A 13,001-nucleotide genomic window follows, 5' to 3' on the forward strand; every position below is an offset into this window, starting at 1 on the left:
TTAGTCAGCATCGAGAATTTAATTGGTACAGCTGGCAACGATACGATTGTTGGTAGTAGCGCCAATAATGTTCTCAATGGTGGAGCAGGTAATGACACTCTCGTTGGTGGTTATGGCACTGACATACTATATGGTGGTGCTGGCGCAGATAAGTTTGTCTTCAATAGCAAATACGAAGGTATCGACATCATCAAAGACTTCCAGTGGAAAGAGGGTGACAAAATCCAGATTTCCAAGTCTGCGTTTGGTGCTAGCTCTAACAACCAGTTCAGCTACAACACCACTAATGGTAACTTATTTTTTGCAGGGTATCAATTCGCTACTATCGAGAACAAGCCTTCTGGCTTCTCGGTTAATCTGGACGTTGTGCTGGTATAAATATTTTCCTTTTATTCCATATTTTCAGATTGTGGCTTCCCCATGCTCTTGAGTAATAGGACTTACGCACAGGTAAGGAAAAATCGTAGACGCAAAGCGGCTTCCCGCAGGGTACCACAGAGGCGCAGAGAACACGGAGAAATGAGAGTTGAAGAGATATTTTGCGTAAGTCCTGAATAATTTAGCTCTTAGCAATAGCTTATTCGGTCAATTAACTTGAAACAGGTAGGAGTGCGTAGGCATCGCATTCCTACCTCTTTTGGTTATCTTTAAATTCAAGCGTTACAGCGATCGCTTTGGTCTGTCGATGCTTTATTTTGTAACAAAATCTGTAACAGCAATACCATTTGAGCTAAGACTCGTCTAAATTGATGAGAAATCTACGGGAAATCCCTGAATAAAAGGGTAATGTTGCTCAAAGATATACGAGATTATCAAATTCTATTTCTCGGCTTGTTCCTAGTCTTGGGAATCGGTACACGTGATTGGACACTGCGGCCAGAATTAATTGGGGTAGCGATCGCCACTTGTCTTACAACCCAATGGATATTGTCATGGGTAACAGGCAAAGAACAAGTAGCAAATCTTCGCAGTGCTTTAATTACCTCGCTTGGACTCAGTTTACTATTGCGGGCTGACCACTGGACGACAATGGCAATAGCTGCAACAATTGCGATCGCCAGCAAATTTATCTTCCAAGTTGGCGATAAGCATTTCTTCAATCCTGCCAACTTTGGCATTATATCTGCTTTAATTCTCACCCCCGATGCTTGGGTTTCACCGGGACAATGGGGTGAAGAGTGGTGGTATGGGCTATTATTTGTCGGCACTGGCGGCATGATTTTGCAGCGCATCGGTCGTTGGGACACCACAGCAGCTTTTTTGGGTTCTTACTCTTTACTAGAGGCAATTCGCAATTTCTGGCTGGGTTGGACTTGGGATGTTTACTGGCATCGATTAATGAGCGGATCTTTGCTACTGTTCGCCCTATTTATGATTACAGATCCGCGATCGATTCCCAATTCCCGAATTGGGCGCATAGTTTGGGCAATCTGCATCGCCGGATTAACCTTTATCCTACGAAATTATTTCTTTGTTTCCACAGCAGTTTTCTGGGCGCTGTTTGCCCTTGCACCGTTGAGCATCTTGCTAGATGTTATCTGGTTAGCGCCAAGGTTTGCTTGGCAAGAGAAAGATGAAGAAGCAGGGGAGGTAGGGGAAGCAGGGGAAGAATTTCTTACTCAGCACTCTTAATTATTGTACAGACGCGATTCATCGCGTCTCTCAGCACTAAAAAAGTAGAGGTATAAAATGAAAATTTTTCGACTTTTAACACCATTATTGTTGGCAATTGTAGCTGTTTTGTGCTTTGCACCCGCAGCTTGGGCATTTTGTGGATTTTATGTAGCCAAAGCTGATACAAAATTGTATAACAAAGCTTCTCAGGTTGTAATTGCGCGGGATGGCGATCGCACTATCCTAACAATGGCAAATGATTTTCAAGGTGAAGTCAAAGATTTTGCAATAGTAGTACCAGTACCAACGGTGCTGCAAAAAGAGCAAGTTCGCGTCACTGAACCCAAGATTATCGAGCGCCTAGATGCTTTTAGTGCGCCGCGATTGGTAGAATATTTCGACCCAGATCCTTGTGCGCCAGCTTACGATAGAGTGTTATCAGCAGCACCAGCGCCAGCAGGAGCGATAAGTGAGGCGAGGAGAGCAAGGGGCGATGCTAGCTTGGGTGTGACGGTTGAAGCACGTTTTAACGTTGGCGAATACGACATTGTGATCCTCAGTGCGAAAGAATCTGGCGGATTAGAAACTTGGCTCAAACGCAGTGGCTACAAAATCCCCAGAGGTGCGAAACAGTTACTTCAGCCTTATATTCGCTCCTCAATGAAATTTTTTGTTGCCAAAGTCAACTTAGATAAATTCGAGCAATCTGGCTACCAGTTTCTCCGTCCGTTACAAATTTCCTACGAATCACCTAAATTCATGCTACCAATTCGTTTGGGCATGATCAATGCTACGAAAGAGCAGGATTTGATTGTCTACATCCTCTCACCCCAAGGACAAGCAGAAATCACTAACTATCGGACAGTGAAAATTCCCTCCGACGCAAACATTCCCTTATTCGTCAAAGATGAATTTGGTGAATTCTACAAATCCATGTTTCAAACTGTCTACACCAAAGAAGACAGGAAAGTTGGTTTTTTAGAATACGCTTGGGATATGGGGAGTTGCGATCCTTGCTCTGCTGAACCACTAACCCCAGAGGAACTCAAGCAAGCAGGTGTATTTTGGCTAGATGATAATTCTACAAGTAATGTGCCAGTACCACCCAGCTTTCGTCGTTCCTTTCCTAGAAGTAACGTTTTTATCTCCCGCTTGCATGTTCGCTATACCCGCGATAAATTCCCTGAAGACTTGATATTTCAACAAACTGCCAACAGTGAATCTTTCCAAGGGCGTTATGTTTTGCAACATCCCTTTCAAGGGGAACTCAAATGTCAGGCTGGTAGAGAATATAAACGATCTTTACCCAAGCGTTTTGAACAAGAGGCGCAAACTCTAGCTAAACTAACTAACTGGAAAATCCAAGATATTCGCAACAAAATGAAGTTGAGTGTAGGTAATCTCGGATATTCTTGGTGGGAAAATTTACTGTCCTGGCTGAGATTATATTAAGGAGAATGGGGAGTGGGGAGTAAGGTTAATTCAAAAAATACTCCTCACATAACCTCCTAAAATCTCGAATAAGCTAATCTTAGGAACATGGATTAAATAAGATGCAAAACTTCATCCTGTCTCTAGCTTCCCTCTCCTTTATAAGGAGAGGGATTGAGGGTGAGTTAAACCAGGTACATAAATTGTATATTATTTAATTCTTATTCCTTAATTATTCATATCGCTGCGTTTTTTCCGACTGAATAATCCAGACATACTTATTCCTGTCACCAGTAAACCAATCAGTCCCAATCCATTAAAAATTGGATAAATTGCTTCTAAATGTAAGAATTCTCCTGTATGAATTCTTAGCAAAAAACTAGAAGATAGTCCAGTACTAATTGGCCATTCCTTAACAATAGTCGTTAGCATTCCAGTCAATACAGTTAACATTAGAGGTAGACAAATTATGATGCCAATCATGCGGTGATACTTGCGAAATGCTCGTTTCATAGTAAGTAATCTTCCCAGGAATTTATTATTTTTGCACTAGTGGTTATCAAAATTAGGCGTTGCTGAATTATATCAAGTGCGGGTGATTTATGAAAAAAATTATACCAATTCAATTAATGATTGCAACACATCCTTGGGTAGAGACGCGATGAATCGATTTCAAAAATCAAATACTAGTACAGCACGGCGTAAATAAACCACCCATTCCAGATTAACCAAACGCTTATGCTGTATTCATTTTTAATTTTTAATTTTTAATTTTTAATTCCGCCTTGCGGTACTAGTCCTATAGAAATAAGTATAGGGTTAAGTGATATATTTATCTACTAGAGACTAGCGCCGTGAATGTTGCTGTTAATATAGGCAAATAGCAAACAAACTATTCACTTTCGTCAATTACAGCTTAATAATTAATCGAGGAGTTTGACAATGAAGCGTTTTCAATTAATGTCGATCGTTGCAGGTATAAGCTTGCTAGCTTTGGTAGGCTGCAACAGTCCCGAACAACCTACTACCCAAACTACCCCAGCAGTGACTCCTAATGCTAGTGTCGCATCAGCCCCGGCGACAACATCTACTACGGGTAATAGTAGTTTACTAACTATAGTATCCAAAACCAAAACCGCAGTTACATCTGGTAACTTTGTTCAAGCTAAAAAAGAATTTGACAAATTTGAGGATGCTTGGAAACAAGTTGAAGATGGTATCAAAGTTAAATCTCGTAAGAATTATGAAACTATAGAGACAAACATGGATCAGATTACAGGAGAACTTAAAGCTTCTAAACCCCAAAAAGACAAGTTATTGACAGCATTGCAGTCATTAGAAACAAATATTACTGCTGTTTCAAAATCTTAACTAAATGTGCATTCAAACCAATACTGTTCGGTTAAGGAAAGAGACGCGATGAATCGCCGTTTTCACAATAATCAGACGCGATGAATCGCCGTCTCTACAATAATTGATCTTTCGTAGAGATGGCTATTTATCGTCTTTGTGATCTAGAATTTTCATCAAAAAACCTTAACCGAACCATATTGGCATTCAAACCATTTTGAATGCATCGCGGCATTCCCTACCTGAATATACTCATAGGGTAGGGATAATGCCTATTCACTTCAGAACCTCAAATTTCCCAATAGTCTACGCCCGTTACCCACTTTCTTTTAAAAAAGATCCAGTATAGCAACTGCCAAGGCAATTAGGACATTGTTTATTGCTCAAAGCCTTGAAAAAACTGGGTTCACACTCAGCACTCAGCACTCAGCACTCAGCACTTTGCTATATCTTGACGAAAGGTAATTTTTTAGGGTGTTGTTATACGCAATACTAAGATATTCTTGCTTTCTTCGCCAAGATTGTCATGGTTCAATTCGATGAACAGCTACGCCGCTTAGTTACAGAAGCCTGTGGACATCAACCTGGAAGCCCTCAGCGTCAGAAGCTGCTCACGCAAATTATTCGCTTGACAGCAAATAGACTCTGGAGGGAAACTACTCCCTATTATCAAGACGCACTACAACAAACTTGGTTGTATTTCTGTCGCAATGTTTGTGAGGGTTTGACAGGCCAAATCTACGATCCCAATTATGGCAGTGTGATCACCTGGCTGAATGCTTACCTAAAACGGAGACTACAAGACTTTTACCTTAACCAGAACCGAGAACAAGCCACAACAGTCCCTCTGAGAATTCGTCAGTCTACATCGGGTGGAACAAGTGAAATTACCGATCCTGTAGATAACCTACCGGCTAGCCCCCAAGCACCTCCGATTTTGGAAGACTTGGAGATATGGGTGAAGACAGATTCTGATGGGGAACTGTGCGGTACTTACATTAAAGGACATCCAGATGTGAATTGTCAGGTGTTAATTCTCAAACGCTTACCCCCAGAAGTTAGCTGGAAAGATTTGTCTGAGGAATTTGGGTTATCAATTCCGACATTAAGTAGTTTTTATCAACGCCAATGTTTACCGCGTTTGCGTAAATTCGCAGAATTGGAGGGATTATTATAATCGGTGTTGTTAGCGGATAGCTAGTGGTCTGTCAAACCCATTTTGGCGGTTGGGGAGACGCGATAAATCGCCGTCTCTACATAAAATTCATTTCGTTAATTATTTATTGACAGACTACTAGTTAATTTTACTTTTTACTCGGCACTGTTTCGGTGGATTTTTGGTTAAGGTTAGCGATCGCTAAAAAATCACTATATTCTTTCCAATCGCAACAAATAAGAAGATTGTGGAAGCTCAGACATTGGGAGGGATGGGAATGGTAACATTACCCTGGTAGCCTATGGTTCATCCTATGTGTTTCTGCTTATCTTCTAACTCGTCTCATGCTTATGGCTAAAACAACTAGGATATTTTTACGTTTGTCTTTGTATTTCCTAGTCGCTTTGCTATGCATTGTCGGTTCACCAGTGTTAGCAAAAGTTCCTGGCTCAATCAATTCCTCATCACAACTGCCAATAAACAGTTTAACATCCCTGCCTGTGGCCACTGATGCCGCTTCACTCCTACAGCAGGGCAAAGTTTTATACAGTACTGAAAATTTTGCCAAAGCTGTAGAAGTATTACAACAAGCTGTCCAAATATATAAGCAGCAAGGGGATAGCCTCGCATTAGCAGCCACACTGAGTAATCTTTCCTTAGCTTACCAGCAACTCGGCGCATGGAATCAGGCGCAACAAGCAATTACAGAGAGCTTAAATTTACTCAAAACACAGGATAAAAACCAAAATCTGCAACTATTTGCCCAATCACTAGATATTCAAGGTCGTCTGCAATTGGCCATGGGACAGTCTGAGGCGGCTTTGGCAACTTGGCAGGAGACAGAAAAAATTTACAAGCAAGCAAATAGTCAAAGTGGCGTGGTGCGATCGCTAATCAATCAAGCACAGGCGTGGCGTACCCAAGGATTTTACCCACGGGCTGTCAAAACACTCGATCGAATCAGTCAAACGTTAAAATCTCAACCAGATTCTATAGAAAAGACAGTGAGTTTGCGATCGCTCGGTGATGCCCTTTTGGTATTGGGCGATTTGAAAAAGTCACGCCGAGCCTTAGAAGAAAGTCTGATAATTGCTCAAAACCTGCAATCAAGGGCTGATATTGGGGCTAGTCTGTTCAGTTTGGGGAATAATGCCCGTAGACAACACCAAAAGGAACAGGCGATCGCCTATTATGAACAAACAATCGCAGTATCTCCCTCGCCCCTGACAAAAATCCAAGCCCAACTCAATCACCTGGGGCTACTAATTGAAGATCGACAATGGGCTAAAGTTCAAACTCTTTTACCGCCTATTGAGTCCCAACTCAAGCAACTCCCCCTCAGTCGTGCGAGTATTTACGCTCATGTTAACTACTCACAAAGTTTAGCAAAAGTCAAGAGTGGTGTATTACAAGCATCAAGTCAGAGTTTTTACTCAGGATTAAGTACAAAAGACTCAGCAAAGTTACTTGCTCGTGCCATCGAGCAATCTCGGAGTTTAGGAGATAAGCGGGCAGAGGCTTATGCTCTGAAGAGTTTAGGCGGCTTGTACGAAGAAACTAGACAGTGGCCAGAAGCGCAAGACCTGACGCGGCAAGGATTAGCTTTGGCACAGAGTAGCAATGCCCCAGAAATTACCTATAGCTTGGAGTGGCAGTTAGGTAGATTGCTTTGGGCACAAAAAAATATTAATGGTGCGATCACCGCTTATGATGCTGCTGTAGACACCCTTAAGTCTCTCCGCAGAGATTTAGTAGTCAACAAAGATGTAGTGAATCAGGAAGTACAATTTAACTTCCGAGACAGCGTAGAACCAGTCTACCGCCAGTCAGTAGAGTTACTGCTGCAATCTCAACAAGGAAAACCAAATGAAAAAATATTAGAGAAAGCACGCGAGCGGATTGAAGCACTCCAACTAGCAGAATTAGACGACTTTTTTCGGGAAGCTTGTCTGCAAGATAAAAAAGTAACCCTCGATCGAGTAGTAGACAAAGATAATTCCAAAGCTGCCATCCTTTATCCAATTATTCTTCGTGACGAACTCCAAGTAATTGTCAAAATTCCCAAACAACCTCTGCAAAACTACACTAACAAGATTTCTCAAGCAGAAGTCGAGAAACTCTTAGTAGAACTGCGAAGAAATCTTGTCAATCCAACTGCTACTAAGATTGTCCAAACCCAATCGCAACAAGTTTACAACTGGCTGCTTAAACCCATTGAGTCACAATTGCAAAAAAGTGATGTTGATACCTTAGTGTTCGTCCTAGATGGACCATTACGCAATTTACCAATGGCAGCTCTCTACGATGGTAAACAATACTTGGTAGAGAAATATGCGATCGCTCTGAGCGTGGGGCTACAACTCCTCGATCCCAAACCGTTGGTAAAACAGCAGCTCAGAGCGCTAACCGCAGGACTAACTCAGCCGCCGCCAGGATTTCCCAAGTTTGCGCCATTACTGGCGATCAAATCTGAATTTGAAGGTATTAGCAAAGCAGGAGTTACGACAACCAGCTTACTGGATGGGGATTTTAAGAAAAAGAATTTGGAAAGTAAAATTGGTGCTGCTTCATTCAACATAGTACATTTGGCAACCCACGGTCAGTTTAGTTCCCGCCTTGAAGACACTTTTATTTTAGATTTCGATGGTCAGATTAATGTCAAAGATTTTGATACTCTCTTCCGCAGTCAGGGTAAAACTGTAGTAGAATTACTAGTCTTGAGTGCTTGTCAGACAGCAACAGGAGACAGCCGTGCAGCACTCGGTCTAGCCGGAGCAGCTGTCCGAGCCGGGGCCCGTAGTACCATAGCTTCCCTGTGGCAGATTGACGATCAATCAACAGCGATGTTTGTTAGTGCCTTCTATCGAGAACTCAAGAGTGGCAAAATCACCAAAGCTGAAGCAGTCCACCGTGCGCAACTAAAACTGTTAAAACATCCCAACTACAGAGCGCCAAGCTTTTGGTCTGCCTATGTATTGATTGGTAATTGGTTGTGAATTGGGGATTGGGGACTGAGGAAGATGTCAATCCCAACTCACATCAGCCGTAGTAGTCTGTCAATAAATAATTGATGGATAAATTAAGAGTAGAGACGGCGATTTATCGCGTCTCTCTAATCGTCAAAATGAATTTGACAGACCAGTAGTGTATTGTTCACAAACTAAGCAAAATAGTCATATCAGGATACTTTTGTGAGGAATTATCGTTTTTTTTGCCTTTTTACCAGAATGGCAATACTAAATAGCACAGCGATCGTTACATTAGAAGATATATAACTAAAAATCATTGTTGATTTTTATTCGTTCGCAGTTCACACAAAATCATGAGTGCAAGTACCATTATTTCCCATAATCCCTTACTCCAAGGCACTGGTTTACCTCCATTTGCAGAGATTAAACCAGAACGAGTAGTACCAGCCTTCAATCAGTTGCTGGCAGAACTTGACCAGCAACTTGCCACCTTAGAGGCTAATGTAGAGCCTAGTTGGAGTGGTTTAGTAGAACCCTTAGAAAAGCTGACAGAACGGCTTTCCTGGAGTTGGGGGGTGGTAAATCATTTAATGGGTGTTAAGAATAGCCCAGAACTGCGCGAAGCTCATGAAATCGTACAGCCACTAGTTGTACAATTTATCAATAAGCTCGGTCAAAGCCAACCGATCTACAATGCTTTTAAGGCACTCCGTAGCAGTGAAAGTTGGGCAACTTTAGAATTAGCCCAACAACGCATAGTAGAAGCCGCGATTCGAGATGCCGAACTTTCTGGTGTTGGCTTAAAAGGAGAAGCTAGAGAGCGTTTCAACACTATTCAAATGGAGTTGGCAGAACTTTCAACCAAATTCTCTAATCATGTACTTGATGCTACGAAAGCCTTTAGCTTAACCCTGACAAAAAAAGCGGAAATTGATGGTTTACCACCAAGTTTGGTGAGTTTAGCTGCTCAAGCTGCACGAGCTGCAAAAGAAGAGAACGCCACAGCAGAAAATGGCCCTTGGCGCATTACTTTAGACTTCCCCAGTTTCGGCCCTTTCATGCAGCATAGCACCCGTCGAGATTTGCGTGAAAAGCTCTACAAAGCTCATATCACTCGCGCTTCTAGTGGCGATTTAGATAATAACCCGTTAATTGTGCGTATTTTGGAGTTACGGCAAGAACTCGCAGATATACTTGGCTTTAAAAGTTTTGCTCAGTTAAGCCTTGCCAGTAAGATGGCTCCTAATGTTGAGGCAGTCGAAGCATTATTAGAAGAACTACGCCAGGCCAGTTATAATGCTGCTGTCAAAGACTTAAAAGAACTCCAAGCTTTTGCTGCATCTTATGGAGAAGAATATCAGGATTTGAAACACTGGGACATCAGCTTTTGGGGAGAACGCCAGCGAGAAGCAAAATTTGCCTTTACTGCTGAAGAATTGCGTCCCTACTTTCCCCTTCCCCAAGTCTTAGATGGCTTGTTTGGACTTGTGAAGCGGCTGTTTGGCGTGACTGTAACCTCTGCTGATGGTCAAGCCCCAGTCTGGCATGAGGATGTCCGTTATTTCCAAATAGCTGATGAAACTGGTTCTCCTATCGCTTACTTCTACTTAGACCCCTATAGCCGTCCAGCAGAAAAACGCGGTGGTGCTTGGATGGATGTATGCATCAATCGTGGCAAAACTGAACATGGTGCATCTGGGATTCGCTTGCCTGTGACTTATTTGATATGTAACCAAACTCCCCCAGTCGATGGCAAGCCGAGTTTGATGACTTTCTATGAAGTAGAAACTTTGTTCCACGAGTTTGGCCATGGATTGCAGCACATGCTTACCAAGGTTGATTATGCTGGAGCCGCAGGTATTAATAATGTCGAGTGGGATGCAGTGGAACTACCCAGTCAGTTTATGGAAAACTGGTGTTATGAGCGGCCCACTTTATTTGGCATGGCTAAACATTACGAAACTGGAGAAGCCCTACCGGAGCATTATTATCAAAAGCTGCTAGCGGCGCGTAATTATATGAGTGGTACTGCCATGTTGCGGCAAATTCACTTTAGTAGTATTGATTTAGAACTACACTACCGCTATCGTTCCGGTAGCAATGAAACTCCGGCAGATGTGCGTCATCGTATAGCCAAGACCACTACTATTTTACCACCACTTCCAGAAGATTCAATGTTATGTGCGTTTGGGCATATTTTTGAGGGTGGTTATGCAGCAGGTTACTACAGTTATAAGTGGGCTGAAGTACTTAGCGCTGATGCTTTTGCCGCTTTTGAAGAAGCAGGGCTAGAAAATGAAGAAGCGATAAAAGCTACAGGTAGGCGTTATCGGGATACCGTACTAGCGCTCGGTGGTAGCAAGCATCCAATGGAGGTGTTTAAAACTTTCCGGGGTCGTGAACCAAGTACGATCGCATTGCTCAGGCACAATGGTTTAGTGAGTGCTGCTGCACAATAAACAACACTTCTGTAGAGATGTTGTATTGCAACGTCTCTATATAAAATCTTTGCTTAACTAAATGTCGAAGTGAATCAGAATCAAGACGTTCTCTACGACAATACAGTTAAGTTAAGCAATTTTTTCCTTCTCTTTCTTTTCTCTGCGTCCTCTGCGGTAGCCTACGGCAAGCCAGAGAAGCGTCTACGTTAAAAAAATGACTTTGAAAGACAAGACTGCTAGCCTTAACTGAACTGTATTGTTCTCTACGAGACGCACTCGCGTGTTAATCATTCACCAGTCGTACAGAATTAATTCTGAATTCTGACTCCTGACTCCTGAATTCTGTTCGATCAAATAGCGATTGAAAAGGCTTTTTGTTGCCGATGAAATTTCCATCATGAGCATGGGAATAATAAATCATGCTTGAGAAATATTTGTAATAAATCTCAGCAGATTTAGGTGTGTTTACTATCGGCGATTTCAGGAGCAATTTGTTAATGAAAGTGAGTTCATCAGGGCTTAGGCTAGGTTTTGCAGTTGTTAGCAGCAGTTGTTTAGCAGCAGTGGCGATCGCTATGAGTGGAGCAAGTGCAATTGCTGCTCAATTCATCACAATTGAAAGTACTGGTACATTATCAGGAACTATCGAACTTCCCAGAAATAATCCCAATTTCAATAACAGTATTACTCGTATTGATACGGATGATACTGGAACTTATTACCGGAACTTAGGTACTAATAATAATCCTAATTATGTTCCTGTATATCAGTCAGACTATTTAAAGGTAGAAACACGCTCTGATGGAAGTCCGCATTACTTTGTTGACTTTAAAGGTATTCCGATTGTCTCGTTTAATGGTGTTCTCACATCGCCTGTTCTCTCTGGTGGTCAGTTGACACCCTTTCTTTACCAAGGACAATTGGCAGGAACCACCTTTCAAGGAGTAGTTCAAGATGAATTTAATCTCACAAAAGCTTTCTACACTGGCACTGTCATCGATCCAGACACCGGAAAGCAGTATAAAGGTACTTTTGAAGTCAGTGGATATGGGGAGCGATATAGTAATCCCAATGGTAATTTAACTCCCACAGTCTTTGATTTTCAGTCTGACATCCCAGGTTTGCCAGGTGTAACATCCTTGACCATAACTAAGGCTACTTTGGCAAATTTAAGAATCAAAGTACCCATAAATGAAACTTCTATTCCAGAACCCGCTAGCCTTCTTGGAACTCTAATGGTAGCTGGTTTTGGTATGGTTCTGAAAAGAAGAAAAGACCTCGAACTTAAGAAGACGTTTTAAAACTGGGAGGCTGTTATAAGAAAGCTCACAAGGCTGAAGCTGAATTGTAAACATCAGTGCCTTGTGAGCAAATAATTTTAAAAAATAAGGACTAAAGTCCTTGTTACGAACTTGCTAACCTATTAATTTTGAGTTTCACCTCAATCATCTATACGCAGTAGCTTGCGGTAAAACGGTTGTGAAAAATCGGTTATACGATAGCGTTTATAGTTGTCCATAAGTTCAATTAAAAAATTAATGAACTCGAAACTAGCCATCATCAGTTCATAACTCAGATCAGCATTGCCATCAAACTGAATTCGGCAACGGGTTAAGTCTGAGGGTAAAGTAGCAACATTCCAGGAAGCGACAAAAGGAACATGTTCGCTGGCTTCGATCTTCCGATGTCCTTCCAAAACCCCTTTTTGATAAAGACTGATGGCATAAGGTAAGAAATTGCGCCTAGCGCCCTGAACATAAGGTAAGTAAACACTGGCTTGTTGTTGAGTTGCGGGCTGGAGTTGCTCAATAGACATAGTTAAATATTCCTCAAGTTAGTTGGCAACTGGGGATATTAGTGGATGTTAGTAGTATTCCCCAAAGATGTGTCTAAAGCACATGGTAGGGATTGGGGACTGGGGACTGGGGAGATGAGGGAGACAAGGGAGACAAGGGGACAAGGAGATAAACAAGGAGATAAACAAAACTCTTAACTCTTGTAGAGACGCGATTAATCGCGTCTCTACTCTTAACTCCTAAC

General features: G+C 42.0%; 10 protein-coding genes. 8 read left to right on the forward strand and 2 right to left on the reverse strand.

Translation table 11 applies throughout. The annotated features are described in order from the left end of the window. From HWQ37_RS20450 to HWQ37_RS20460, 3 genes are all read left to right on the forward strand, one after another. On the forward strand, positions 1–378 hold a 378-nt coding region (locus tag HWQ37_RS20450; protein WP_465249710.1), incomplete at its 5' end, for a M10 family metallopeptidase C-terminal domain-containing protein. 408 nt (positions 379–786) lie between these two features. Beyond that, a complete protein-coding gene (locus HWQ37_RS20455; RefSeq protein ID WP_292750284.1) occupies positions 787–1,632 on the forward strand; it encodes an RnfABCDGE type electron transport complex subunit D in 846 nt (281 codons plus the stop codon). Between the two features lie 57 nt (positions 1,633–1,689). Then, entirely contained in the window at positions 1,690–3,066 is a 1,377-nt protein-coding gene (locus HWQ37_RS20460; protein WP_292750287.1) for a DUF2330 domain-containing protein, read from the forward strand. 207 nt (positions 3,067–3,273) lie between these two features. Here HWQ37_RS20460 and HWQ37_RS20465 read toward each other — a convergent pair whose 3' ends face one another. Beyond that, entirely contained in the window at positions 3,274–3,558 is a 285-nt protein-coding gene (locus HWQ37_RS20465) for a cytochrome b family protein (RefSeq protein WP_292750290.1), read from the reverse strand. A gap of 429 nt (positions 3,559–3,987) precedes the next feature. On the opposite strand from HWQ37_RS20465, the gene HWQ37_RS20470 reads away from it, so the two are divergent. The 5 genes from HWQ37_RS20470 to HWQ37_RS20490 all read left to right on the forward strand — a co-directional run bounded on the left by HWQ37_RS20470 (position 3,988) and on the right by HWQ37_RS20490 (position 12,262). Continuing rightward, complete coding sequence (locus HWQ37_RS20470; protein ID WP_292750293.1) at positions 3,988–4,416, forward strand: DUF4363 domain-containing protein; 429 nt, start codon at positions 3,988–3,990, stop codon at positions 4,414–4,416. A gap of 505 nt (positions 4,417–4,921) precedes the next feature. Continuing rightward, complete coding sequence (locus HWQ37_RS20475) at positions 4,922–5,572, forward strand: sigma-70 family RNA polymerase sigma factor (protein WP_292750296.1); 651 nt, start codon at positions 4,922–4,924, stop codon at positions 5,570–5,572. 323 nt (positions 5,573–5,895) lie between these two features. After that, positions 5,896–8,547 (forward strand): CHAT domain-containing protein, encoded by a 2,652-nt coding sequence (locus HWQ37_RS20480; RefSeq protein WP_465249711.1) that lies wholly within the window; start codon positions 5,896–5,898, stop codon positions 8,545–8,547. A gap of 326 nt (positions 8,548–8,873) precedes the next feature. Further along, entirely contained in the window at positions 8,874–10,979 is a 2,106-nt protein-coding gene (locus HWQ37_RS20485; RefSeq protein ID WP_292750301.1) for a M3 family metallopeptidase, read from the forward strand. A gap of 479 nt (positions 10,980–11,458) precedes the next feature. After that, a complete protein-coding gene (locus HWQ37_RS20490) occupies positions 11,459–12,262 on the forward strand; it encodes a PEP-CTERM sorting domain-containing protein (protein ID WP_292750303.1) in 804 nt (267 codons plus the stop codon). A 140-nt stretch (positions 12,263–12,402) separates the two neighbouring features. Here HWQ37_RS20490 and ebsA read toward each other — a convergent pair whose 3' ends face one another. After that, positions 12,403–12,777 (reverse strand): type IV pilus biogenesis protein EbsA, encoded by a 375-nt coding sequence (gene ebsA / locus HWQ37_RS20495; protein WP_289797664.1) that lies wholly within the window; start codon positions 12,775–12,777, stop codon positions 12,403–12,405. Between the last annotated feature and the right edge of the window lie 224 nt (positions 12,778–13,001).

Origin of the sequence: Nostoc sp. NMS4 (genome assembly GCF_017115095.1) — a bacterium.
Classification (GTDB): domain Bacteria; phylum Cyanobacteriota; class Cyanobacteriia; order Cyanobacteriales; family Nostocaceae; genus Nostoc.

Excerpts from the sequence above, each read along its gene's own strand:
- HWQ37_RS20485 (WP_292750301.1), top strand. The coding sequence starts at position 8,874 with ATGAGTGCAAGTACCATTATTTCCCATAATCCCTTACTCCAAGGCACT.
- HWQ37_RS20455 (WP_292750284.1), top strand. The coding sequence starts at position 787 with ATGTTGCTCAAAGATATACGAGATTATCAAATTCTATTTCTCGGCTTG.
- HWQ37_RS20460 (WP_292750287.1), top strand. The coding sequence starts at position 1,690 with ATGAAAATTTTTCGACTTTTAACACCATTATTGTTGGCAATTGTAGCT.
- HWQ37_RS20465 (WP_292750290.1), bottom strand. The coding sequence starts at position 3,558 with ATGAAACGAGCATTTCGCAAGTATCACCGCATGATTGGCATCATAATT.
- HWQ37_RS20490 (WP_292750303.1), top strand. The coding sequence starts at position 11,459 with ATGAAAGTGAGTTCATCAGGGCTTAGGCTAGGTTTTGCAGTTGTTAGC.
- HWQ37_RS20470 (WP_292750293.1), top strand. The coding sequence starts at position 3,988 with ATGAAGCGTTTTCAATTAATGTCGATCGTTGCAGGTATAAGCTTGCTA.
- HWQ37_RS20475 (WP_292750296.1), top strand. The coding sequence starts at position 4,922 with ATGGTTCAATTCGATGAACAGCTACGCCGCTTAGTTACAGAAGCCTGT.
- HWQ37_RS20480 (WP_465249711.1), top strand. The coding sequence starts at position 5,896 with ATGCTTATGGCTAAAACAACTAGGATATTTTTACGTTTGTCTTTGTAT.
- ebsA (WP_289797664.1), bottom strand. The coding sequence starts at position 12,777 with ATGTCTATTGAGCAACTCCAGCCCGCAACTCAACAACAAGCCAGTGTT.